At 34.6% G+C, this 25219-nt stretch carries 27 protein-coding genes and 1 pseudogene; 14 read left to right on the forward strand and 14 right to left on the reverse strand.

The genetic code is table 11. The features are described from left to right. Window positions 1–252 precede the first annotated feature (252 nt). Both ACRPLQ_RS17885 and ACRPLQ_RS17890 read left to right on the forward strand, forming a co-directional pair. Entirely contained in the window at window positions 253–603 is a 351-nt protein-coding gene (locus ACRPLQ_RS17885; RefSeq protein ID WP_033579502.1) for an ASCH domain-containing protein, read from the forward strand. A gap of 18 nt (window positions 604–621) precedes the next feature. Continuing rightward, entirely contained in the window at window positions 622–1056 is a 435-nt protein-coding gene (locus tag ACRPLQ_RS17890) for a DUF2269 family protein (protein ID WP_028413797.1), read from the forward strand. Window positions 1057–1323: 267 nt separating this feature from the next. On the opposite strand, the gene ACRPLQ_RS17895 is transcribed toward ACRPLQ_RS17890, so the two are convergent. The 3 genes from ACRPLQ_RS17895 to ACRPLQ_RS17905 form a co-directional block, all read right to left on the reverse strand. Then, complete coding sequence (locus ACRPLQ_RS17895; RefSeq protein ID WP_430078688.1) at window positions 1324–2559, reverse strand: MFS transporter; 1236 nt, start codon at window positions 2557–2559, stop codon at window positions 1324–1326. Between the two features lie 20 nt (window positions 2560–2579). After that, on the reverse strand, window positions 2580–3686 hold the full coding sequence (locus ACRPLQ_RS17900; RefSeq protein WP_098113348.1) for a HesA/MoeB/ThiF family protein: 1107 nt from the start codon (window positions 3684–3686) through the stop codon (window positions 2580–2582). Between the two features lie 332 nt (window positions 3687–4018). Beyond that, window positions 4019–4930, reverse strand: a complete 912-nt coding sequence (locus ACRPLQ_RS17905) for a DNA-3-methyladenine glycosylase 2 family protein (RefSeq protein WP_165635784.1) — start codon at window positions 4928–4930, stop codon at window positions 4019–4021. Window positions 4931–5089: 159 nt separating this feature from the next. Between ACRPLQ_RS17905 and ACRPLQ_RS17910 the strand changes: the two genes are divergently transcribed. The 4 genes from ACRPLQ_RS17910 (at window position 5090) to ACRPLQ_RS17925 (ending at window position 8526) form a co-directional block, all read left to right on the forward strand. Then, window positions 5090–5566 carry a DinB family protein gene (locus ACRPLQ_RS17910; protein ID WP_028413801.1) on the forward strand — a complete coding sequence of 159 codons (477 nt, stop codon included), beginning with the start codon at window positions 5090–5092 and terminating at the stop codon, window positions 5564–5566. Between the two features lie 96 nt (window positions 5567–5662). Further along, a complete protein-coding gene (locus ACRPLQ_RS17915) occupies window positions 5663–6508 on the forward strand; it encodes an isocitrate lyase/PEP mutase family protein (protein ID WP_367078348.1) in 846 nt (281 codons plus the stop codon). Window positions 6509–6940: 432 nt separating this feature from the next. Continuing rightward, window positions 6941–7795 carry a malate synthase gene (locus tag ACRPLQ_RS17920; protein WP_165635898.1) on the forward strand — a complete coding sequence of 285 codons (855 nt, stop codon included), beginning with the start codon at window positions 6941–6943 and terminating at the stop codon, window positions 7793–7795. Window positions 7796–8292: 497 nt separating this feature from the next. Then, entirely contained in the window at window positions 8293–8526 is a 234-nt protein-coding gene (locus ACRPLQ_RS17925) for a hypothetical protein (RefSeq protein WP_028413804.1), read from the forward strand. Window positions 8527–8943: 417 nt separating this feature from the next. On the opposite strand, the gene dhaK is transcribed toward ACRPLQ_RS17925, so the two are convergent. Both dhaK and ACRPLQ_RS17935 read right to left on the reverse strand, forming a co-directional pair. Then, complete coding sequence (dhaK, locus tag ACRPLQ_RS17930) at window positions 8944–10707, reverse strand: dihydroxyacetone kinase subunit DhaK (protein WP_165635782.1); 1764 nt, start codon at window positions 10705–10707, stop codon at window positions 8944–8946. Window position 10708: 1 nt separating this feature from the next. Next, on the reverse strand, window positions 10709–11842 hold the full coding sequence (locus tag ACRPLQ_RS17935) for a glycerol dehydrogenase (RefSeq protein ID WP_028413806.1): 1134 nt from the start codon (window positions 11840–11842) through the stop codon (window positions 10709–10711). A 311-nt stretch (window positions 11843–12153) separates the two neighbouring features. On the opposite strand from ACRPLQ_RS17935, the gene ACRPLQ_RS17940 reads away from it, so the two are divergent. Further along, window positions 12154–13197, forward strand: coding sequence for a PocR ligand-binding domain-containing protein (locus ACRPLQ_RS17940; RefSeq protein WP_098999930.1), 1044 nt, complete (start codon window positions 12154–12156; stop codon window positions 13195–13197). A 139-nt stretch (window positions 13198–13336) separates the two neighbouring features. Here ACRPLQ_RS17940 and ACRPLQ_RS17945 read toward each other — a convergent pair whose 3' ends face one another. After that, window positions 13337–14143, reverse strand: coding sequence for a carbon-nitrogen family hydrolase (locus ACRPLQ_RS17945; protein ID WP_165635781.1), 807 nt, complete (start codon window positions 14141–14143; stop codon window positions 13337–13339). Between the two features lie 11 nt (window positions 14144–14154). Further along, complete coding sequence (locus tag ACRPLQ_RS17950; RefSeq protein WP_165635780.1) at window positions 14155–14814, reverse strand: MBL fold metallo-hydrolase; 660 nt, start codon at window positions 14812–14814, stop codon at window positions 14155–14157. Between the two features lie 102 nt (window positions 14815–14916). Between ACRPLQ_RS17950 and ACRPLQ_RS17955 the strand changes: the two genes are divergently transcribed. The 3 genes from ACRPLQ_RS17955 to ACRPLQ_RS17965 all read left to right on the forward strand — a co-directional run bounded on the left by ACRPLQ_RS17955 (window position 14917) and on the right by ACRPLQ_RS17965 (window position 17097). Next, a complete protein-coding gene (locus ACRPLQ_RS17955; protein WP_432236198.1) occupies window positions 14917–15294 on the forward strand; it encodes a winged helix-turn-helix transcriptional regulator in 378 nt (125 codons plus the stop codon). 261 nt (window positions 15295–15555) lie between these two features. Continuing rightward, entirely contained in the window at window positions 15556–16485 is a 930-nt protein-coding gene (locus ACRPLQ_RS17960) for a DMT family transporter (protein ID WP_033578633.1), read from the forward strand. Between the two features lie 51 nt (window positions 16486–16536). Continuing rightward, a complete protein-coding gene (locus tag ACRPLQ_RS17965; RefSeq protein WP_165635778.1) occupies window positions 16537–17097 on the forward strand; it encodes a cysteine dioxygenase in 561 nt (186 codons plus the stop codon). A 198-nt stretch (window positions 17098–17295) separates the two neighbouring features. On the opposite strand, the gene ACRPLQ_RS17970 is transcribed toward ACRPLQ_RS17965, so the two are convergent. Then, window positions 17296–17730 (reverse strand): ArsI/CadI family heavy metal resistance metalloenzyme, encoded by a 435-nt coding sequence (locus ACRPLQ_RS17970; RefSeq protein WP_033578632.1) that lies wholly within the window; start codon window positions 17728–17730, stop codon window positions 17296–17298. A gap of 50 nt (window positions 17731–17780) precedes the next feature. Then, window positions 17781–18110, reverse strand: a complete 330-nt coding sequence (locus ACRPLQ_RS17975; RefSeq protein ID WP_033578631.1) for an ArsR/SmtB family transcription factor — start codon at window positions 18108–18110, stop codon at window positions 17781–17783. A 404-nt stretch (window positions 18111–18514) separates the two neighbouring features. Between ACRPLQ_RS17975 and ACRPLQ_RS17980 the strand changes: the two genes are divergently transcribed. From ACRPLQ_RS17980 to arsC, 3 genes are read left to right on the forward strand one after another with little or no spacing between them, the layout of a single operon-like run. After that, entirely contained in the window at window positions 18515–18862 is a 348-nt protein-coding gene (locus tag ACRPLQ_RS17980) for an ArsR/SmtB family transcription factor (protein ID WP_014460639.1), read from the forward strand. A gap of 18 nt (window positions 18863–18880) precedes the next feature. Continuing rightward, window positions 18881–20179: an arsenic transporter gene (locus ACRPLQ_RS17985; RefSeq protein ID WP_165635777.1), complete on the forward strand. Its 1299-nt coding sequence runs from the start codon at window positions 18881–18883 to the stop codon at window positions 20177–20179. A gap of 24 nt (window positions 20180–20203) precedes the next feature. After that, on the forward strand, window positions 20204–20626 hold the full coding sequence (arsC, locus tag ACRPLQ_RS17990; protein ID WP_049163975.1) for an arsenate reductase (thioredoxin): 423 nt from the start codon (window positions 20204–20206) through the stop codon (window positions 20624–20626). Window positions 20627–20752: 126 nt separating this feature from the next. Here arsC and ACRPLQ_RS17995 read toward each other — a convergent pair whose 3' ends face one another. Continuing rightward, complete coding sequence (locus ACRPLQ_RS17995) at window positions 20753–20986, reverse strand: DUF1565 domain-containing protein (protein WP_224980019.1); 234 nt, start codon at window positions 20984–20986, stop codon at window positions 20753–20755. Between the two features lie 175 nt (window positions 20987–21161). Here ACRPLQ_RS17995 and speG point away from each other — a divergent pair, with 175 nt between their 5' ends. Beyond that, window positions 21162–21686, forward strand: coding sequence for a spermidine N1-acetyltransferase (gene speG / locus ACRPLQ_RS18000; protein ID WP_367078352.1), 525 nt, complete (start codon window positions 21162–21164; stop codon window positions 21684–21686). 275 nt (window positions 21687–21961) lie between these two features. On the opposite strand, the pseudogene ACRPLQ_RS18005 reads toward speG, so the two are convergent. The 4 genes and pseudogenes from ACRPLQ_RS18005 to ACRPLQ_RS18020 form a co-directional block, all read right to left on the reverse strand. Beyond that, window positions 21962–22144, reverse strand: a pseudogene (locus ACRPLQ_RS18005) (stress protein); the annotation flags it as partial. Window positions 22145–22169: 25 nt separating this feature from the next. Next, a complete protein-coding gene (locus tag ACRPLQ_RS18010) occupies window positions 22170–22931 on the reverse strand; it encodes a class I SAM-dependent methyltransferase (protein ID WP_154972796.1) in 762 nt (253 codons plus the stop codon). A 227-nt stretch (window positions 22932–23158) separates the two neighbouring features. Further along, window positions 23159–23977 (reverse strand): mechanosensitive ion channel family protein, encoded by an 819-nt coding sequence (locus ACRPLQ_RS18015; RefSeq protein WP_099330840.1) that lies wholly within the window; start codon window positions 23975–23977, stop codon window positions 23159–23161. Between the two features lie 176 nt (window positions 23978–24153). Beyond that, window positions 24154–25182 (reverse strand): serine hydrolase domain-containing protein, encoded by a 1029-nt coding sequence (locus ACRPLQ_RS18020; RefSeq protein WP_367077324.1) that lies wholly within the window; start codon window positions 25180–25182, stop codon window positions 24154–24156. Between the last annotated feature and the right edge of the window lie 37 nt (window positions 25183–25219).

Here is a 25219-nt window from a genome sequence, read left to right on the forward strand (position 1 = left end):
AAAAGTAGGTTTATACCTTTAATACTTACAGTTATTGAAACTTCAATCTATAAAATAACCCTTATTATACGAACAAAGAATAATTCATTCTCTTATATACATTATGTTATGTACTTGGACTATCGAATAAGAAAAGGGATAAATTATAATAGATTTATTAGAGAAAATTTCCACCTAATAAATTCAAATGAAATTCGTCGTTAAAAATATGATACATTAAATACGAGACAAGATATGAAAGGAGTTTTTTTAATGAGTAACCATGAAGCACAAAATGAATTGCCACCAAAAACATGTACAATCGATCGACTTGTAACAATGCCGGATGATGTAAATAAAGTAATCAAAGGCAGCAAAACAGCAACTCGCCGAAATGGAAGATATGCTGATGTAGGAGAGATAATGGTTTTAGAAGATCAAAAATTTGTAGTGGAACGAGTTTATTCTCAATCACTAGGTGAATTAACCGATGAAAATGCTCGCCAGGAAGGCTATGCTACAGTAGAGGAATATAAACAATCTATTTTGTCTTATCATCCTGGGATGCCTTGGCTTCCGCAAATGAGGGTATGGGTGCATGAGTTCAGATTAGTTAACGATTGATAGGTAAAAGAAATGGATTTGTTGTACCGTATATTAGTATATATTCATGTTTCTAGTGTCATTTTATCGATTGGTCCTTTCTTTATTCTCTTGCCAATTGTTAAAAAATTACATAGTTCAAGAGAACAAGAAATGAATGCCTATTTGATCACATTTCAATCTGTTGTTAGGCTCGCAAAACATACGGGCCATGTTCTTGTTATCACAGGGATACTCCTCGTTATGTGTGGCCCATGGACGTGGACTACGCCGTGGATTATAATGACACTGATTTTCCTTTTTTGCTCCTTGTTCTTTCTGGCCCGTGCTTTTTCACCAACACTTCGAAAGTACAAGGAGGAAGGACAAAATAAAAAAGAACTGGCAACTAAACTAGAGCGATCTATTTGGATTTATATCATTCTATTAATGACTATGCTTTGGTTTATGGTCGGTAAGCCAACTTTTTGGTGACACCCATCCATTTGTCATCACTAAGAGTAAATAGTTAAACTGATTATTTTCATCAAATACTTTACGTTTTACTTAACATAACTCGTATTTTAGGTATGAAAAAAGATTTTTGCTTGTATATCAGATGCACATTTGGATTAAAAATAAAAAACCCCTATTAACCATATGTTAAAGGGGTTCTTACTTATTGTTTAAACTCCAAGTATGAAGTTCTTATAGAAGAATACACTAAATATCAATATGTTTCAAGTCAACCCGAGTAATTATCTACTTGTTGCTACTATTAATAGGTTGATCTATAGATTGTTGGGTCTCAAATAGAGAGGTCTTAATGCCGATTAAAGACGCTACAATCGTTAGGATGCCTGCTGAAATAAAAATTAAAGAGACGCTAATATATTCAGCTGCAACACCTGCTAACATTCCACTAATCGGTAAAGCCAAAAAAGCTAACATACGAGTTGAACTAATTACTCTTCCCAATAAGGCTGATGGCACAATCTCTTGCCTAAGGGTAAACCAATTAATTGCTAATAATGTTACCGAACCGACAATTACAATTCTACAGACTATTAACAAAATAACTGCAGTGTTTGAAAAAGTAAGGATAGTTTGCCCTAAACCTATTATTACACCACAATAGATAATTATATTTCCCCGTGGTAATTTATTTAGTTTATTTGCAGCATAAATTGCTACAAATGACCCTAAGGTTTGTAGGGAAAATATTAAACCAATATACTGTGCCGATAAATGTAAATTATCTTTTAGATGAAACATAAATAAAGCTTCCATAGCACCATAACCCACATTGATTAAGAATATGAGAATAGTCCCTATCAAAATCTTTTTAGTATTTATAACGTATTTAACTCCTTCAGCTATTGAATTCATTATAGAACTATTAACTGGATTCGGGCTTTTATATTTCTTAGTTATTAAGCCAATGAATATTCCAGAAAGAAAATACGTAAAAAAATTAAAATATAATAAGTTATGAGTTCCAACCAAAGCAATTAAAATGCCTGCTATTGAAGGGCCTGCAAAGGTTGTAATTGTCTCTGATAACTTGAATAAAGAGTTACCCTGTATTAAATTTTCACCTTCTAAAATTTCTGGTATGACTGATTCAAAACTTGGATGATAAAATGCACTCACAGCTGATATTAAAAAAGCTACCACATATACAATCCATATATCTAACACGTTTATTAAAGCTGCAAGAGGTATGATAATAATTAAAATGGCTGATAAAATATCACCTATTAATAAAATGTATTTCTTACTTATACGATCAGCTAAGGCTCCGCCTAACAAACTAAACAATACTTGAGGCGTAATTTCTAAAACAAATGTTAATGCCATTAAACTTGGTGATTTAGTCAAATCATATACTAATAAAGGCAGTGCGATTTGAAAAAAAGACGTGCCCAACTTACTTGTTGTGGCACTTAAAAATAAGCATAAAAAATCTCTGTTCTTTAGTACTTCATAAGATTTCAACATTTACCCCCCCATCATAATTATTTACCTGCTGTTACAGGTGCGGAATGGCAAACTGGACAATCCTCTTTCTTATTCCACTCTGAAATAGGGTAAGTTTGATATGTAAGGAAATTTAATTCCATCATTTTCCCTAATGATGTTGGAGTTTGAATACCTGTTACCAACCCTAAAAATTCATTTACAATAGCACCAGCCAACATAGCTACATTAGGACTAATCGCAGCATTATTTCGTTGAAAATTTATCTGATGCATACTGTCAAGTTGCTTATTAACTATAACATCACTTTCAATTATGGTTTGTTTATGACACTCTACACACCCAGTTTTTCCTGGTAACATAGAATAAAATCTGCCCCTTGTGTTTAGGACTCCACCTGAAACTAACGGCTTTCCTAACTTCACTACTGCTTCATTTACCCAGTCCTGTATATGAAGGGTTGGTTTATCGGCTACACAAATTACATAATCACTACCTTCAATATGTGCCATTACATCTTCAGCACATTCTATACGCTTATTAGTAACGTTTAAATTAACATTAGGATTAAAACGCGATATTCTTTCCTTTGCTAATTCCGTTTTTAACTTATTAATATCTTTTTCAGAATATAACAACTGTCTATTAAAATTGCTTAATTCCAAAGTATCAAAATCCAATGCATTAATGTTATGAAAACCTAATGCAGATAGATGATATAGTATTTGACTACCTAAACCTCCGATTCCGAGCAAAGCAACCTTTGTATTTATGATAGTTTCTTGCACATTGTACTTATTGTCCTCTAAAGACGTAAAAAGCGAAAAATAATTAAGGTTTGCTTTGTATCTTTCGAGTTCATAATCTCCTATAGATTGAGGATTTAAAGAATTATCTTCTAAATATTTCTCTGTATCTAATGCCTTTATCCCTTCCAATACCTCATTTTCTTTTATGTTTGGATACTTTTCTTGGACTAAATGTATTATTTCTTCTATAGAATTTTTTCCATTAATAAGAGAAATTAAATACTTAATACTTCCACTGGGATCTTCAATAACTCCTGCTACTCCATCTTCTTCACCAATATGGATTTCATCATTTATAAAAAATACAGGGATTGTCTCTTTGAACTTAGGTTTCATTTTCTACATTTCACTCCATTTCTCTTAATTATTGAAATAGGGAACTATCATATGATAGTTCCCTATATTTACAGACTTGAAGTTTAAACAATAAGTAAGTAGTTCACATAATGATAACGTTTTAGCCTGGAATACCGTTTAATACCGCAGCTTTATTAGTTGTTTTCTTAACTTTTACCTTCATAACTAACACCTCCATTTCTTAAAAGATATATTTATAATATTGCATTAAAAAGGCATTTTCAACAATTAAATCCAATTTTTATAATATTCAAACAAAAACAGGTAAATTATACTTTTTTTCGTTTATTTTAAACCGACAAATATTCCATTTATAATATTTTTTCTTGCATGTAAAACCAGCATAGATGAGTAATCCAGGTTTCCGCAGTTTTCCATTGAGTAGATATTTTTCTAACTTGTGATTCTGTTAATAATTCGTTATACTGATAAATCTCTCCTACTACTTTACGTATAATTAAATCTCCTGCGGGTAGAATGTCTTGACGTCCTATACCTCTCATTAGTATTGACTCTGCCGTCCATTTTCCTATACCTCTATGTTTCATTAAATAGCTACAACCCCCTTCACGATCTAATAAATATAAGCAACTTAAGTCTAGCTCCTCATCTATAATGGCTTTAGTTATTTCATGAATATATTCAGCTTTCCTTTGACTTAGCTTTAAGTCACGAAGTTGGTTTATATTTAACTTCATCACCTTGTGGGGGCATAAATCTGTATAATATTCACAGTTATTAATTATTATTTTAGCTCCTGTTTTTTCTAACAAACTCTTTTTAATCCTATGAGCAACTTTTGCACTAATTTGTTGACCGATGATTGCCCATATGATGGATTCGTAGACACTTCCTAATAAAACAGGTCTAAACCCTTCGTACATTTTTATTAATTTTCCTATCTTAGATTCATTAGCTATAGACTTTTGAGCTTTGTTTATATCTTGTTCCAGACAAAATATTGTGATAATTTTCTCCTTTACTAGTTGAACCTGATTATTCTTAACTTCTTCACCAATAACTTTAACTTCCAAGTACTTACTACCGATTCCTTCGTCCCTAACTAGTACTAGGTACGTTCTTCCCCCTATTATAAAAGCTCTACAATATGTGTTTTCAATAACCTTCTCGATTACAAAAGAGGGCGAGTTTTTTATGTACCTTAAAATTAAATCAAAATTATATATGCTTGGTTTATTAATTCTAATTATTTTTTGTCTCATAACTTCCTCCTAATTTTTAATAAATCTATATTAACAGGCTTTCTTGAAAAATTAATGATTAATCTAAATAACAGATAATATTTATAAAACCATCCATATTTTTCATTGTAAGACTTTGGATATGTTATATTTATAGTAAAATTAAAGGAGTGAGCGAAAATGGATGCGATGAGTTTTATTTTACTAAACTTTGAAGAAGTGAGACGTCGAAGTATAAAAGTATGGATGTCAATACCTCAAGATAGGTTAGACTGGCGCCCTGATCCAGAAGCAATGTCATGTAGGGAAATGATACATCATGTTCTTGAAGGAGAATACCTCTATCATCAAATGTTAGAAAAACCCCTTAACCTTTCTCTAACAGAGGAGCATAATCCTTATAAGGCAGTAACATTTAGTTCTGTTGAAGAAGCATTAAAGTTTGCTCAACCATATAGGGAAAAATTTATAGAGTTTTTAGGACTCCTTAAAGAAAAGCAGCTAACAGAGATAAAAATAGACCGATCGGAGATGGGGTATATTCGAGAGTTAGGGGACATGTTGTTACGAGTTGCTTATCATGAATCAGTACATACAGGACAACTTTTAGATTATTTAAGAACTGCAAAAGTTAAACGTCCTATAATATGGGATTAAGTTTCTGATTAATCTCCCGTTGTTTTATTTTTCTCTGCTCTAAAGAACGCTCATACGAAGTCATAAAGTTGTTTACTTAAAGGGGGAAGAACCGTTGTGAATAATGAAAAGCAGTTACTTAAATTTCAGACGTTTCAGCAACTTCACAAAAGACCCTATACTTTTGTATTGCCTAATGCTTGGGATGTTATCAGTGCTAAAATTTTTGAGAAAAATGGGTTTCCAGCTATTGCAACAACCAGTGCTGGCATAGCAATGTCTTTAGGATATAATGATGGTGAAAAAATCCCTTTTGAACAAATGTTAGGAGCTGTTAAGAGAATTATTAATTCCGTCAATATTCCTGTCAGTGTAGACCTAGAGTCTGGCTATGGAAGGTCTACTAATGAAGTGGTAGATAATACAAGACAAATTATTTTAGCAGGAGGAATTGGTATAAACCTAGAAGATGGGACGGGAGATTTAGATAGTCCTATTTTAGATGTTTCGTTGCAAGTAGAAAAAATATCTGAAATTAGATTACTATCCAAATCGCTAAAATCCCCATTATTTATTAATGCACGCACTGATTTGTACTGGTTAAATACAGGAAATCCGGATCTAAGACTTCAAGAAGCCATCAATAAGGGAAAAGCATATCAAAAGGCTGGAGCAGATTGTATTTTTATTCCTGGACTATATGACATGGAATCCATTAAAAAAGTTCGACAAGAACTATCGTGTCCGATTAATCTTTTGTCTGGGCCAAACTTGCCTTCTATTAATACATTATCGCAAGTTGGTATTGAAAGATTAAGTACTGGATCCGCCCCTTTTAGAGCAACTGCTACATTATTACAAAGAATTACTGAAGATATCCTTTGTGATAATAATTTTCAACGATTAATGAATGATAATATGAGTTATGATGCGATAACAGAACTAATTGGGACTCCTGAATAGAATTTATCAAATTTAATTTAGCTTTCCTTTATAGAACTGATAGGACTACTGAAATATACAGTAGTTCTTTTGCTGTTTGAACTATATTTATTTAAACAGTTACCATAAAACGTTTTATAGATTGTTGATATAACAACTATTTTCTTTCAGGTGATTGAAGATATGATGTATAAAAAGCTCCCCTTTTATACATGTGCTCGTCATGGAAAAGATAGTCGTTATCGTATAAATATGTTATCATTTATCTAAAGTTATAGAGTTATCTCAAAAAGCAACCTCACTCGAATGCCATTAAAGACTGAGGTTGCTTTTTCTTTTTTAAATAAAATTAAAATAATTGTGTTAACTCAAAAGGTAAGTTAGTTGAATAAAATTATTAATTTACTATCTAAGTAGTAACCGCGTTTTTATTCTACAAGGAGGCCTAGAATGATGAATCTAATCGATAAGAAAGTTACACACAAGCATTTTGGAACAGGTACTATAGTTAAATATAATGATTCTAGTATTGAAATAAATTTCGCATCAGAAAACAAAAAATTTGTTTTCCCCGATGTATTTGGAAAGCACCTAAAACTGCATGATAAAAGTGTTGCTCATTCCCTGGAAAAAATTTTAGAAGAAAAGGAAACGGAACGAAAAGAGGAAGAATGGAAGAAGGAAGAAGAAAAAAAATTACAGCAAAAAAATCAGGAACTTCGCTGGGGACATGAAAAACTTATGAAAAACCATAAACTTCATCCCGAATCACAAATGGTTTTTTGGTGCGACACAGAAGAACAGAATAGTTCTTTTTCAGAGTGGACGGTTTTTTCAGGCGTAATAAAAAGTGGTAATTACAAGGGGAAGCCAACCAAACCCACCCGCCTACATCAAAATAGCGCTGTCTTGTTAACAGCAATAGATTCCAGTATGCCTGAAAAAGACAGACGCATCCTAGGTGTCTATATGGTCAATGAAAATTTTATTGGTAAGCTTTGCGAAGATGGATATATTCCTGCTCATTCAACGTACAGACTCCAACTTACAGAACAAGAATCCAATCAGATGCTTTTCTGGAAATATTATATAAACGAAAAGAACTCCCAAAAAATGGTGTGGAATACAGGTAAATACCGTTATTTTGATAATTCATGGATGGCTCAAATTTTGCTTGATATAGTTTCATTGAAAAGTGACTCAAACGAACGAGAGCAGGCACAGCAATTTTTTGAACATTTTTGCAAAATGAATTTGATAACGGATCAAGAGTTACCAAAGCCTAATGGCGCATTAATGCGTATTTAGACGTTAGCCCACAGGTAATTAATTAAGAATGAAAAAAGACTGACGCACTTTTCTGACCCATTGCTAATGACGAACAGTGCCGGGCTCTGTTTGCCAATAAAAGCGTAAATAAAGAATCTACTGCTACGTGTAAAGTAAAACAAGCAGGCTCTTAATAATTAAGAATCTGCTTGTTCTGCTCTACATAAGGACTATCAGTAAGTTATTTTATTTTTTTCTAAAATAAATGGTGCTGGGGGAGCTTTTTATTTTTGCTACAATTCTTAGAAAGAAGTATTTGATATTATTAAACACGCTAGTTACAGCAATTATAGGAGGTATTCATTTTTTAAACTTTTGTAAAATTATCCACTTGAGAGAAAGCAGACAAAGAAAATATAAATCATATTATACATAGCTTTTCCTTTTCTATTATCTTCCTTACCCTACTCCTAGTTACTGACACCTTCCCTTAAAAAACAAAGAACAGCTAATACTTTTAAATAAGGAGTTTTTAAATGAGTAATTATGAAAAAACTAAGAATAACAAAAATATAATTTTAGGTATTATATATGCTCTGATTGTAATATCTGTATATGCATTTAACTTACATCTACAGATAGCTTTGTCTATACTTACTCTTGTCATAATATTTGAACTTGTAACCTCAATAAAAGAAGATGACAAAGCTAAAAATGTTATAAACATTATTACCATATGTTTATTTATACTTGGAATTGTTTTTCTCTAACTAGTACTTACTAATAGCTAACAATATAAAATTGGAGTACTACACTTGTACAATCATTTCGTACTCCCTGTTCACTGACTAAAACAACTAAAAACACCCTATAAAATAAAAGGAAGTAACTAGTCATCAAACTTTATTTATTTCCTCTATAGTATCTTATTGTTAGTTTAACTGTACCCCGGGTTCCACAGATTCTATCTTGGATGGCTATTGTACTTTCTTAGCTACGCTTTCAACAGACTAGAGCTAGATATCCGCGATTTGACTTCTTTGTTGATATATTTTCACCACTTCCAGTTAAAATCAGTTGAAGCTTGTCCTTAGTGAACCATAAAAAATCCCCACTAAATATAGTGTAACCCTCACTCTCAAGGAGTAATTTCTTTACACTATACTTAGAGGAGATAATACCAAATTTTACTGTTTTTCTTGCATTACTTGAGCTACTTCAGTAAAAATTACACCTAATCCATGTGCACCTGCGTCCGGATAACCAAGGCTTCTTTCTCCAACCGTACCAGCACGCCCCATACGTGCAACAATCTGTTCAGTTGATTTTGCTCCTTCAACAGCAGCTTCTGCTGCTTTGACAAGCGCATGTTTCAAGCTTTCACCTTCAGCAGCACTTGACGTTAACGTATCTGCATAAGGTACTAAGGCATCAATTAAAGTTTTATCTCCCACAACAGCTCCACGTCCAAAAGAACGTTCTCCTGTTGCTTGAATTCCTTTTACAGACGCTTGGATCATTTCAGCAAATTCTGTTAAAGTCAGTTCGGTTTTAGATTCAGTGTTCTTTCCAGCCGCACGAAATGCTGATCCCCAAATAGGCCCTGATGCCCCGCCACAGTGCTCCATGATAACAATGGAACATGCCTCTAAGAAGTTGCCAATATCATTTGATTTATTTTCTAGAATTTCGTGCCATTCAGCTTTCAATTGTTTGAATCCTTTAGCAACACTCATACCAAAGTCTCCGTCACCAGCATGGGAATCTAATTCACAAAACGGTATTTCATTTCTAATAATACATTCACTCATTTGGTCTACCATAAAAATAATATTATTCAACGTCAATCGATTTTCCGTTACTACGGAATATTCTTTGTTGGTTTGCACCTCATAAGACACTTTCGGGGCCTCTACGCTACCGATGATTTCATCATAAGTGACAGCTGGTACTTCACCTTTAAGTTTTAGCGCAGGAGTATCGCACTCTTCAGATAGGAGACTCTTTAAGTTTTCATCTAATTTCATAATCGAAATAGAAGCACCGGCCATATCAATGGCTGTCATATAGTTTCCGACAAACGTTCTTGCAATCGTTACTTTTCTACGTGACAGTTCACGAATGACAGAATGATTTAATAAATACAGTTCTTGAAGAGGTGTGTTTCCAAATCCATTAATTAGGACAGCCACTTCTCCTTTTCCATCTTCTATCCCTATTTCTTTTAATAATGCCGTTACCATGCGCTCTGCAAGTTCGTCTGCTGAAATAATTTTTTCACGACGGATACCAGGTTCTCCATGAATGCCAACGCCAAATTCCATCTCATCTTCTGCAATCTCAAAAGTAGGAGTTCCTTTAGCAGGAACTGTACAAGAAGTTAGTCCAATACCAATGCTTTTAACATTCGCAATAGCATTTTCTGCTGCCTCTTTCACTTTTGGTAGATCATATCCGCGTTCTGCTGCAGCACCTGCTATTTTATGGACAAGAACAGTACCAGCCACTCCACGTCTTCCAACTGTATATAAGCTGTCCTGTACAGCAATATCATCATCTACTTTTACATAATCCACTTGAATTCCATCTTCTTCTGCTAGATAAGCCGCATTCTTGAAATTCATCATGTCACCACTGTAGTTCTTAATCACGAGTAGAGTTCCCTTATCGCTAGCTGTTTCTTTAATGGCTTGATAAATCTGTATTTGAGAAGGTGAGGCAAATACATCTCCACAAACTGCTGCATCTAACATGCCCTTCCCGACATATCCAGCGTGAGCAGGTTCATGTCCACTGCCGCCCCCGCTAATTATGCTTACTTTATTTTTATTAATTTGCTCTTTTTTAATGACTTTATATTTTTCAATTAAATTCAGTTCCGGATGTGCTAGAACCATTCCTTTACACATCTCAAGTACGACATTTTCTGGTTTATTAATAATTTTTTTCATCTTATATTAACCTCTTCTTATAATCATTTCCAATTTGATCTGCTGCAAGGATAGCTGCAGCTACTGACTCTGGAGTAACAGGGAATGGCATAGAATAAATAGATTCCTCTGGAATACAAGCTTTGTTAGCTACTTCCATTAACTCTTCTTGTGTAATTTGTTCTACTCCAATATCAGCAAGACAAACTGGGAGTCCTACTGCTAAACAGAAATCTAACACTTCTTCTATTTCCTCAGTTGGCGCATTTTCCAATACCAATTGTGCTAATGTACCAAAAGCTACTTTTTCACCGTGGAAGTAGTGATGCGCACTTTCTAAAAGAGTAAGCCCATCATGAATGGCATGTGCTCCAGCTAATCCACCACTTTCGAATCCTAACCCTGATAATAAAATATTAGCTTCAATAATGTTTTCTAAGGCCGGAGTAACAACATTATGATCGCTTGCTGCTTTTGCTTTAACCCCGTCCTCTAATAGAGTGTTGTAGCAATGTTCTGCTAAAACTAACGCTGCATTTGTACCTTTTGCTGGTGCACATACGTCCTCACGCACTCCACAAGGTAATCCAGCATTTACATTAGAGAAAGAACGTGCTGTTGCTCTTGCTTCGAAATAAGTGGATAACGCATCCCCCATACCAGATACTAAGAATCTAGTAGGTGCATTAGCAATGACTGTTGTATCAATTAATACAACACTTGGGCTTTGCTTAAAGTATGCGTAATCATCAAAAGCACCCTCTGGTGTGTAGATAACTGCGGAATGACTTGTAGGTGCATCCGTAGCAGCAATTGTTGGGACGATAATTAACCCTTCTCCCTCTGCTACACATTTTGCCGTATCAATTGCCTTACCACCACCTAAACCAATTGTACAATCACAGTTGTTTTCTTTTGCTATTTCCTGCAATCTAGAAATTTCTGGTCTGGAGCACTCGCCATTGAATCCGCCTTCAAAAAATGTAATACCATATTTTTCTGCTGTTGCATCTAATTTGCCTTGTACACGTTTAATATCTTCAGGATGTGCTATTAAAAGTGCAGAGGTACCAAATGTTTTCACAAAATAACCTAAATTTAAAATTTCATCTTCACCTTGAATGTATTTTGAAGGACTAATAAATGCTTTTCTCATAAATAAAACCTCCTAATTAACTTTGTAATCCCTTACAATCGAAATTTTACTATCTTTTGTGTAAGATTACATTAGTCTTAAATGACGAGTTTTTACAACTTTTTATCGTATTTTTTTGCTCTCTTCATTTAATATGGTATTATTATGACATTATTTCAGGTGAAAATACTACTAAGTTCACGTTGAAAAGAGGTTACCTTTATCGCTGAACACTCTTTTATTTTACAAACTCAGGAATAAAATAAAGGTATTCTCAAGTAGGTAATACAAACTACCACACGGGAAGTAGAAGCAAGGGAGATTAAACATCATTGAAAACTACTTACATGAATTTAGATAAAATACTAGATTTAAAGAAATGGCGAAATCTTCAAGATTCACTTGCGCTTGTTACAAAATTAGCGATTGTTACGGTTAACTATAAAGGAGTGCCCATTTCTCAACACAGTGGTGTACGTCCATTTTGTGAGACTATGCGTAAAAATCCTGATACGGCAAAACTTTGTGAAAAGTGCGATGCGCGGGGAGGATTAGAGGCAGTTAGAACCAATGCTCCTTATATCTATTTATGCCACTGGAATATTGTCGATATTGCCATTCCCATTATAATTGATGATAAATATGTAGGCGCTATCATGGCGGGAGAAGTAAAAATTGAGGATGGTGACAAACATCCTCAATTGGAACAAATGCTTACTGTTCCATCAAAGGGATTTGAACAGAAGTTAAATAATAATGAGGAAATACAGCGTCTATATGATTCTATTCCTACTCTATCCTATACAGAAATTAACGAAGCTGCTCAAATGTTATATAGGCTTTGTAACTACATTGTAGAGGAAGCTATGAATAAAAATTTGATTTTAGAAGTATATGAAAAGATGGCTCCAGTAAAAGAAGACGTTTCTACTGAAGATATTTCTTACGGTTATTCTCTAGATAATATTCAAAATATAAAAAAGGAATTAGCCAACACAGTTACTAATGCTTATGTAAAAACGTCTATTAACGATCACTTAGTTTGTAAAAACAAAGTATTACAGCCAGCCTTTGACTACATTTATAAACATAAAAGAGAAAAAATATCTCAGCAAAAGATGGCTGATTTATGTCACATTAGCACAGGTTATTTCAGCCGTATATTTACCAAAGAAACGGGTATGAATTTTTCTGTTTTTATTTCGCTCAAAAAAATAGAGTGGTCCAAGCAATTATTAGAAGAAACGGATTTGTCTATTGCACAGATTAGCGATGAATTAGGTTTTAATGATCCTGGATATTACATCAAGACATTTAAAAAATATGAAAATATAACTCCTAACGTCTATCGGAAATATTATCAAGAAAAGATGTAGAGTTTTCAGTCCTGACGTAAGAAACATATAACTTTTCCATACTGATACTAGTATTCTGAAAAAGGGTGCTTTTCAGTATGGAAAAGCAATGAGACACAGTCATGTGCTGGCCTTTACGCTATAAATAATATATAAATCTCTATTCCGCATGCTTATAAACATTGGGTCTCAGGCCCTCAAATATTGGGATGTTTTTTTGTTGTTCTGTAACTTTCTGTATATGAATTTCTGCTGTTATGATTTCTTCTTTGTCTCTCCCCTCTTTTATAATGTTTCCATTTGGATCGATGACCATTGAATGTCCAGCGTATGTGTTGCCGGCATGATTTTTATGATTCACATTCCCCACGCTGTTACATGCAATGACGTATACACCATTTTCTATAGCTCTTGCTCTCAATAGTGTTTTCCAATGATTTATATTTTTGGTAGTCCATTGTGCAACGTAGAATATGATTTTTGCACCTTGAGAAGCCGGAAAACGTGTGATTTCTGGAAAACGTAAATCATAACATATAATTTGACTAGTTTTGATACCGTTAATTTTGAATATTTCCGGTACTTCATCTCCACCTGTTAAATAATGATGTTCATCTAACATCGGCACAAGATGTATCTTATCTTTTTGATAGAGCAGTTCGCCCGTTTTTGATACTGCAAAGGCTGTATTATAAATATTTCCATTCCTTTTATTCGAAACTGAACCTGCAATGATATTCACTCGATGTTTAGTTGCTAAACTTTGGATAAATGGAAAAGCCCTCTTTAAATCAATGTCTGCTTTTTCTGCTACATTTTTTAAATCATAACCCGTATTCCACATTTCAGGTATTACAACAATTTCCGTATCTATATCCAGCTTTTCTGCAAATAAGGATACAATACGGTTTTCGTTTTGCTTAACTTCTCCTTCAATAATCTCCATTTGAAATAATTGTATTTTCATGTTTTTCCCTCTTATTCATAGATAAATTTATAAATAGAATATAAATCATTGCTGTATTTGACATCTTCGCCATGTGAAGAAGAAATAATAGAGGGTTTAATTTTATCTATAATTCGCCCGCTATAAATATTTTCACCCATATCAACTGTGAACTTTCGAATCGGTGGATGTAAGGATTCAGTATTAGAAAAGAATAAGTCTCCAGTTAGCAGCACATTGTCATCTTTATGATGGTATATGACATGTCCCGGGGTATGGCCGGGTGTTAGATATACGTCTACGGGTAACGTTTTAATGATATTGTCACTTAAACCTTCAACTTGATGTTCTACGCCTGTTGTTTCTTTTTCTGCCTTGTTTGGATACGGTTTTTCGCCATTGATAAAAGGCGTTTCAATTTCGTGTGCGTAAATAGGAATATTTAAATGATCTTTTAAATACTTGGCACCATTAATGTGATCCAAATGGCCATGTGTCAGCAAGATACTCTTGGGAATACCTAAAGATTTTGCTGCATTCAACTGCGCATATGCATAGTCTTCCATTCCGGTATCGATGAGATAAACATCCTCACCATCCACTATGTACCATGTATTGATCTTAACTCGGATACCAACGACGGTTTCATAAGTGAGTCTATAAACATGTTCAGAGATTTGAACAAATTCCAATTCATACACCTTCTTCTGATTTATTTGATATCATAAGTGTAATCAGAAAAAATAGGAGTAACAAGAAGGCACAAATTTGTTACTCCCCATTGAGGTGAGGAAATGTCAGAGTTTAAAAGCGATCAATACGGCCCTTGTACGTTAACTGTAAGGCAAGCCTGTCCAATTGAATTAGCGATGCACATTATGGGCGGTAAATGGAAAGGCATTATTTTGTCTTTGTTATCAAAGTCACCTATGTATTATAATGCAATGCGCCGTGAAATACCGGGTATTACTCAGCGCATCCTTACACTCCAGCTTCGCGATATGGAAAAAGACGGATTAATAGAAAGAGAAGAAACAAATGATAACCCTAAAAGAGTTTTATATTATTTAACAGAGCTTGGAGAAAGTTTTATCCCAATACTTAAATCTTTAGAGAAATGGGGCAATGCTTATATAAGCAAGCAGGAAGAAGGAATAAAAGAGTCTCAATAATTAAGGAGAGTTGGCATTTTTATTTTTGGTAACAGACTCTTTAGAATTTAGCCTATACATGGCTATAAACTCCCAAATTTAGTTTTCTATACATAACATCTATAGCTATTTTAATGAAGATTAAGAAATAGTGATAACGATACAAATACTAAAGTTTCTACTATTTTTTTTAGAATGGCATGATTTTTTTCATTTTCCTTTCGAAAAGGCATATGTTAGTTAATAAAAGATACCTTTATTGTTGAAAGGAAAATTGATCCTATGATTGCGTCAAAGGTTAAATTTGCTGCCTCGTTCTATGCAATAATGTCTATTAGTTTTTGGGGAATTTCCTTTGTCTCTACCAAAGCTGTTTTAGATAAACTAGATCCATACACACTCCTTGTTCTTCGTTTTGGAATTGGGGCACTTTTTTTATTGGTATTATTAGTGCTAAAGAGATATCCATTAAACATTCCGCTTAAGTATATTCCTCATTTGATTGTGTTAGGTATCCTTGGAGTATTCATTCATCAAGTTATTCAGGCAACAGCACTTCTCACAATAAATGCTTCTGCAGCAGGGTGGATTATTTCGTTTTCTCCTGTATTTACGGTCATTCTCTCCGTATTTTTTTTGCATGAAAAGATGACGTTATTAAAAGCATCAGGGATTATTGTAGCTATTATTGGCGTTCTACTGGTGACCACTTCTAGCAATCAGCATTCACTTCAGCTTCCGGTTAATATCGGTTACCTGTTAATGATTTTAAGTACATTAAACTGGGCAATCTATTCTGTCCTATTAAAAAAGCTGGATATCCAACTTCCCTCTCTTGTTGTTACGTTTTATATGTGTTTAATAGGATTTACTCTAACAACTCCTTTTCTCGTAAGAAATAAAGGATGGGAGATCATGCCTTTTTTAACGAGCGTGGAGTGGGCTCATTTATTATTTCTCGGTGTATTCGTTTCAGGTGTTGCCTATTGGTACTGGGCAAAGGCATTAGAGGTTTTAGAGGCGTCCCAGGTATCTGTGTTCCTTTATTTAGAACCAGTAGCGACATTGATAACAGCTGTTTTACTGTTACGGGAAAAGATTATTCCCGTCAGTATATTAGGAGGAGTCATAATTATAGTGGGAGTAATTGTAGCCAATGGAAGACTACTAACTTTTTTAAGGTACTTGCCGTGGAGAAACAAAAAATTGTAGCTATGCAGAAAACCCAAAAATTTGTGCTGCTCATAAGGAGGTAATGCGTGTATGAGCTTAATTGAACAGGTAAAGCATATTTTAGATAACTTGGACTCCCCTACCAAATTGGAACTGAGAGAGGCTCTTTTGGCTTTAGATATAAACTTTAATGATTTAAAACCACTATTGCAGTCGGCAAAAGACAAGCCATACTATAGAAAGCTTCTCTACCAAAATGACGAAGTAGAATTACTTGTTATGAATTGGTCAGAAATAGAGTGTGCTCCTCACGATCACGGTCATTCGCATGGATGGATTCAAGTAGTAAATGGTACAACTATAAATACGGTTTACGAAGTTAAAGAAAACCAAATGCCAGAAGAGCTGTTTTCTCAGCATCAGGGAAAAGGAAAGCTTTTTTTTGCACCCAAGAAAGGTGTGCACAAGATGAAGAGTGCGGAAGGCAGGGGTCTGGTCACTCTTCATCTCTACTCTCCCCCAATCAAGGAGATGATGGTTTATGATTTCAAAATATGCGCTGCTTGCATTGTATCCGATGATTGTGGAGCGTGGTGGCCAGATCATCTTCGTCAAAAGGTAAGAGAGATTCAATTAAAGAAGCAAGAATGATGTTTGTTGACCCTTGGAATGTTTCTCATACAGAAACAAAATAACTGCTTAGTCGAGTTAAAGGACGTGCATCACGAAATTTTCTTGTTTACAGTTAGCTGTCTTAGCAAGAAAACTCCGCTAAACATAATCGATTTTATGCTAAATAAAAAAGACAGAAAGAGTCTACTTCTTCCTGTCTTTTTTGTCATTTAAGCATCAGCAACATGAGTTGCTTGCAGGTGACTTTTCATTCACTCCAACGCTATCCTCAGTCTTATGAACCTCACTATCAGATTTCGTATAAAAAAACTCCCACTCGTTCCCGTCAGGATCTGTTACCCAAAACTTATCTTGCACAGCATAGCAGCAGGTCGTATCTATTTCTTCACGAGCAAAGAACCCCTCTTTTTCTAGTCGTGATTTATGAGAATGAATCTCCTCAGGAGTTTCTACTTGGAAGCCGAAATGATTCACTTGATTACCTTTTACATCGTCACGTACGTTCAAGGTGAAATTTAATCCGGGTTCATCTAACAAGAATTTAGCATAATCTATTTTCGTTTTCACAGGTTGAACGCCAAATACCTTTTGATAAAACTTAATGGACGCCTCTAGATTCGTTACATTAATTCCTACATGAACATATTTCATTTACACTTCCTCCTTCGCATGCTAAATAATATTATTTGGAATGTAGTAAATTAAGAGCATGGGCCGCTTTTACTTGTATCTTTTCTAAACAAGCAGCATAGTTCTTCTGATAAGAGGTGGTTCACCTCTTTATCATTTAAATCATAATAACTCCATGTCCCTTTTGTTTCTTTTGTGATGAGGTTTGCTTCTAATAAAATCTTTAAGTGGTAGGAAAGTTTAGATTGAGACATCCCAAAGAATTCAGTTAGATCACATACGCATGTCTGTCCTCGCTGGCAGAGCTCATACATAATTTCTAATCTCTTTTGATCAGCAAGAGCTTTAAATTTTTGTTCGTACTGTTTAAATGGGTGCTTTCCTTCCTTGACTGTTTCCATTGTCATTCTCCTTCATCAATTTTTTTTGATTTAAAGTTCGAAGCTCTCGGCAGCTTTTTTAAAGTTACTGTATGTAGTTTCCCCTCTTAACGTAGGATCTTGATGAAAAAAACGCTGAAAGATTAGACTTTGTGCTTCCTTATAGTTCATCCCTTGAGTGTTCATAACTAAATGAAAATAGGCTCGAAAGTACGTAACCGATAAGTTTCCAGAGTTGTTGACTCTCACTGCTTTTCCCCTCACTTTTATAAATCAATTTTTTTTGATGTATTCATCATATCTGGAAAATTTAGATAAATCAAGACATTAATCAAATTTTTTTGTTTAATAGTAGTGTATATTTTTGTTGAATGTATAATAAAATACTTATATAATTATATTTGGAAATAAGGAGGTGAGTTGGATTGGATGTAAAAGTACAAATAGAAATGGAGAAAGCAGCACAGATACTGAAGCTGCTTGGCGATAAGACAAGATTATCTATGATGAAACTGCTCCAAAATAACGAGTGCTGTGTTTGTGAGCTAGTTGAAATTTATAAAGCAAGTCAACCGGCTATTAGCCAACACTTGCGTAAATTAAGAGATATCGAACTTGTAAAGGAAAGACGACAAGGACATTGGATTTTCTATTCATTAAATAAAGAAAACGGCTATTATCAGTTTGTCCTTAATATACTTGAATCTTTACCAAGCGAAGATGGACGATTAAAAGAACTAGAAAAGCAAGGATTACGCATTAGTTGTTGCTAATAGTAGGAGGTTTGTAAAGTGGTATCAGTTATAGTAGCCTCCCTCATCTTCTTAGTGACATTGATTTTTGTCATTTGGCAGCCAAAGAACTTGTCTATTGGTTGGTCAGCGTGTGGAGGCGCAGTAATAGCTCTTTTAGCAGGTGTGGTTGATTTCCATGACGTGCTGGATGTAACTCAAATTGTATGGAACGCAACGTTAACGTTTATTGCAGTTATTATTATTTCTTTAATTTTAGATGAAATTGGATTTTTTGAGTGGGCAGCGTTACATATGGCACGAGCTGCAGGAGGTAATGGCGTTCGCATGTTTGTATATGTATCCCTCCTAGGAGCTGTAGTAGCCGCATTATTCGCTAATGATGGGGCAGCCTTAATTTTAACACCTATCGTACTTGCTATGGTGCGGGCACTCAAATTTGAAGATAAAATGGTCTTTCCTTTTATTATCGCCAGTGGATTCATTGCGGATACAACATCGTTACCTCTTGTAGTAAGTAACTTGGTCAACATTGTATCAGCTGATTTCTTTGGTATTCGTTTTTCTGAATTTGCCTCACGCATGATTGTGCCAGATTTATTTTCACTTTTGGCAAGTATTACTGTCTTGTATTTGTATTTTCGTAAAAGCATCCCGAAGAAATACAATCTAGATGATTTACAGAAACCGGTTGAGGCCATTAAAGACATGAAAATGTTCCGTTTATCAGGAATCGTTTTATTTATTTTAGTTCTTGGTTACTTCATTGGTGAGTTCTTCAATGTTCCAGTTTCTATTATCGCAGGTATTATTGCCATTTTATTCTTAGGAATAGCAAGAAAAAGCCCAGCTGTTCACACAAAAAAAGTGTTAGCAGGAGCTCCATGGGCAATTGTTTTCTTTTCCATTGGTATGTATGTTGTTGTGTATGGATTACGCAATGTGGGGCTAACTGAAGTACTAGCAAGCCTTATTCAAACAACCGCTGATCAAGGATTATTTGCAGCAACCATTGGTATGGGATTTATTGCAGCCATTCTCTCATCGATTATGAACAACATGCCAACCGTGATGATTGATGCTTTGGCCATTGATGCAACTTCTGCAACAGGTACGATTAAAGAAGCTCTGATTTATGCAAATGTCATTGGTTCGGATCTAGGACCAAAGATTACACCTATTGGCTCTCTAGCGACGCTCTTATGGCTTCATGTTCTCTCGACAAAAGGAGTTAAGATTTCTTGGGGAACTTATTTTAAAACAGGTATTATCTTAACCATCCCAACATTGTTTATTACACTTGTTGGTTTATATATTTGGTTATCAATTATTTCTTAACACATCATAAAGGAGATTTTACACATGTCTAAAAAAACACTTTATTTCTTATGTACAGGTAACTCTTGCCGTAGCCAAATGGCTGAAGGATGGGCAAAAAAATATCTAAATAACAATGAATGGGATGTACGCAGTGCAGGATTAGAAGCTCATGGATTAAATCCTAACGCTGTAAAAGCAATGAAAGAAGCTGGTGTTGATATTTCAAACCAAACATCTGATATTATTGATCCTGAAATTTTAAATAATGCGGATTTAGTGGTTACATTATGTGGCCATGCAGCTGATCATTGCCCCGTAACACCTCCTCATGTGAAGCGTGAACACTGGGGATTTGATGATCCTGCAAAAGCAGAAGGAACAGATGAAGAGAAATGGGCGTTCTTTCAACGTGTCCGTGATGAAATTGGTGAGCGTATTCAGCGTTTTGCCGAAACAGGTAAATAATTAATCAAGAAGCAGTCTATTTGTGTAGACTGCTTTATTTTTTCTCCACTAATAAGGGGGCTTTTCACTTTTATAGTTCATGAAAATAATAGGCTCTTGTTTAGTACCTGAACGGCTAATAATTAATTATTCGTAATAAATACCACCTCTGATGTAAACCGTAGTTCCGGGTTGAGCTGCTTCACTTGCCTTCCTTAATGTTCTAAAAGGTTTGCTTTTAGTACCTAAGTTTTTGTCGTCCCCTGTAGGAGAAACGTAGATCTCATGATGTATAGGTTCTACTGAAGGCTGATTAGCTGCCTCAACCCTTTGGTTTATACAACACAGTAAAATAAGAAAAATACCAACTGCTTTTTTCATAAGATACTCCTTAAAGTTAATGAGTTTCACTTACAAGATGTTTAAATTATACTATGGCTCTTTTAATAAGTATGTAAAACATCGCACTATGTCTTGTTATTTTTTTAAACTACAGCAACTTTTACATTTAAAACGGAAAGTGCTAAAGTAGTGCTAGAATATGGAGGTTTGAGAAATGAATAAGGAACTTAGGTTACGTCCTTTGGAAAGAGAAGATTTAAAATTTGTCCATGAACTCAATAATGATGCAAATATTATGTCTTATTGGTTTGAAGAGCCTTATGAAGCTTTTGTAGAGCTACAGGACTTATATGATAAACATATTCACGATCAAGGTGAGCGTCGGTTCATACTAGAAAAGGACGGGGATATGCTTGGATTAGTGGAATTGGTCGAAATTGATTATATTCATCGTAGAGCAGAGTTTCAAATTATCATTGACCCTACATATCAAGGTCATGGTTACGCCATGGTTGCCACAAATCTAGCAATGAATTATGCCTTTTCGGTATTGAATATGCATAAACTTTACTTAATTGTAGACAAGGAAAACGAAAAAGCAATTCATATCTATAAGAAGGTCGGTTTTTCTATTGAAGGTGAGTTAAAAGATGAATTTTTTGTCGATGGAAGCTATCATAACGCTATAAGAATGTGTATGTTTCAAAAAGAATATTTACAAACCAAAAGTAAAAACTAAGGTTGAATTAGTATAAGTTTCCTGCTCACTAAAAGAGAAGAAAGAATGAGATCAGGCTTCTGTTAATGCAAAGAGAAAAACTCCTGTTCAGACGCAACAGGAGTTTTTCTCTTTTTAAGCTAAGCTGTAGATGATATACAAATTTCTATTCTGCATGCTTATAAACATCCGGTCTCAGGCTTTCAAATATTAAGAAGAGCCTTTACCATGACGGTAAAGGCTCTATACGATCTTCCCTGATGGGAATCTTGTATTATCTTCATCTCTATTTTTAATTAAGGTCTATGAAAATTGACTGTTTTTTCGTCATCTCCTGTGCGTTCAAACCAGCCTCTAAAGGCCCAGTTATCATAACCTCCGTCACCTTCATTAATAAATGTTCCTTCTTCAAATATCCAGACTCCATACGTAATACCATCATAATCTACGGTATCGCCTAATTGGAAAAAGTTGAGGTAGCTCATTCAATATGATAGTCAACTATTATTTAATAGATTTAGTCGCAATATAACAAGGCATATATTCAGTGATTTCTCCCTTGTGGTGATGATCTTCATAAAGATCTTGTAAGGTGAATCCAGCTTTTAGCTGTCCGCCAATTTGAGTTTCTAATGAATGGCTAAACTGTACACCGCCATTTTTTATAAGTTCTTCATCATTTTCTACGGTGTTTTTAGTTCCATCATAAGGTAATTTATTAACCACTTGTAATGCATTCTCATCTTCTCCAAATAAATAAAGAGCAGGATTTGCAAAGCCAGATAGCAGAACGCCACCTTTTTTTAGAACTCTAAAACATTCTTGCCAAACGTGTTCAACATCTTGAATATAGCAGTTTGATACAGGGTTAAAAATCATATCGAACGTCTCATCTTCAAATGGAAATGTCTTACTCATATCCCCTTTAACTAAGTCAATAGAATAGCCTTCTCTAGTGGACACCATTTTTTCTAATTCTAATTGCTTATCAGAGTAGTCAAAAACCGTAACTTCCGCATGTTGCGCTGCAAAGACTGGGCACTGCTGTCCTCCTCCGCTAGCAAGTCCCAATATTTTTGCTTTTTTAAATGGAATAAACCAGTTATGCGGAACAGGCTTACAAGGTGTCAAGTAGATATCAAAATTACCTTGAGTTGCATCTGCAAAATCTTGATGATTAATAGCTAATGACCATTCTCCTCCAGCTGAAGCCCATTCATCCCACATTTCGGAGTTGATTTTTGTATAATTAGATTTTTGCGCCATAGTTAATCCCCCTTTACCTTTTTACGTTCCATGTTTAATTTTACCATGTCACTAGAAGAATAGTTTAGATGTACTAATTAATTTGTTCTTTTTCAGATAATTAATCTGTACTGGAGAAGTACTTAATAGATATTTTTAAAAATAAAAAACACCCTTTTGAAAAATCAAAAGGGTGTTTGTATCTTAAATATAAAAGCTTGTATATAAACAAGGTACGAGTTTTATTTTTAATGGCTTGTCTCGAAGCTTTCAGCCATCATAAGGTCATTTTTGTAGGCAGCCATTGCGAGTTCATATCGCACCTTTTGGCTCGCTTCTACAAAATCAGCTTCCTTCACAAGGCCTGATAATGAATATTGGTGACCTTTAAAACCTACGTTCAGTTCAGTAATTTGATTGAATTGAAAGCTCTCTATAGGAATTCCATCCACATCTTTCAACAAATATTGACCATATTTGTTGTTACATATTTGTGCTACTTGCTCCATTACTTTGAAGGCATCGTCCGGGTTTTGCCTATAGTTGAGAATAAGACTTTCATTTACCCGGCGTCTTCCTCGGGTTCCGTTCTGAAGTTCCGTGATATTGCTATATGAGACGGTATAGAGGTAGCCGTCATATTGACGAATCTTTAAGTAGCGCATCGTAATTTCTTCTATTTTCCCTTGACGGTTTCCGTTGAGAATAACATAATCTCCGTGGTGGATCTGGCGTTCAAACAAGTAAGTCAGTCCCATTATATAATCACGGATGATATGCTGGAGGATTATTGCCAGGGCACTGGCTAACACTACCGAACTAGTGAGAATCTTTCCGAAGTCAAAGAAATGGCTAAGCACATAAATAAAGAAAAAAGCCAGCCCCAATACTCTTGTGACCTGATTAGAAAAGTGCATGAGCGTCTCTTCTCTTTTTTCATCTAAAAAGCTCGTTTTATCAAAGAAAAGCTTAATGAATTTGCGAATAAAATAAACGATAAGTACAATCAGCAGCCCTACCGTTAAAACCTTTACGGGAAACTGCTGGAAAAATTCAGTGAAAACCAACTTACCCACTCCTTATTTCTAACACTATACCAAAAAAATGTACGGAAAGACAAAAATCTTCTGTTCCTTACAAACCTTAATGATAATAGCACGGTTTCCTCAAAAAAAGAAGCATATTCTATGCTTCTTGAAGGTCGGTCATATTCGGCGACAGCCTTTCAAATTGTCTTCCATCCTTATATATCTTTTGAATGTTGGAGGCTTTCTAATAAAGACATTCCTATATGTTCATCCTTATTTCTACTTAGTCTATAATTAGCTAAAACGACGGAAGCAACTTTCTTTTCTTTATCAATCCCTAAAAATGAGCTGAAGCATCCTGTTCCACCGCCGTGCAATATCACATTATTGTTTTTCTTTAAAAGCAACCATCCAAGACCCATATCAAACTTCTTTGTTCCATTGGCGTATTTTTCATGACAAAAAGACAGATATGGTTTATCTTCATCCATATTTATTTTTGCGTATTTAAGTAAATCATCAGCGGTTGAGGATACTGCGCCCGCAGGTGATATAAAATTCCCCTTGTCCCACTGCCAGTTGCCACAATCATTATTTTTGCGGTCATAGCCATGTAGATTATCGTTTGAAGCGCCTAAACAAGTATCCTTTAGTCCAAGCTCATTAAGAAGAAAGTCATTCATAGTATCCCAATACCCCTTGCCCGATATCATTCCCAACACGTATCCAATAAGGGATATACCGAAATTGGAATACTTCCATGAATAATCTACTTCTTTTAATTTACTTTTTTCGATCAGCATCTTCATTTTGTTAAAATCCATATGTAACGGATTATTTTTATTCAAATCACTTCCGCCAAAAATCAAATTAAAAATTATTTTAAAATATTCCCGTTTATTTAAAGGTAAGCTTCCCGAATATCCAGAAGAGTGAGTAGCGAGGCGGAGCAATGTAGGATAATACGTGTCTTCCTTAAGTTCTTTTATGTACTTTCGTATAGAATCGTTTAGTGTCAACTTGTTTTCAGATATGTATTTTGATAGCAGCGATATAGTGAAAGTCTTAGTAATAGAACCAATTTCATAATGATATTTTTTGGATGAGTCAATTTCACCGCTTTCATTATAAATTTTGATAACATATTGGTTGTCCGTTAAATAGCCAACGGTTAATTTCAAATTCTTTTTTCCTCTACAGGTCTTGTTAATTAATCGTACTGTTTCATCACTGATTTCAAACATAATGAGTGCTCTCCCTTATCCTTTATTTCGAAAATCA

The organism is Priestia sp. TRN 1309, assembly GCF_050846875.1.
GTDB lineage: Bacteria > Bacillota > Bacilli > Bacillales > Bacillaceae_H > Priestia > Priestia zanthoxyli.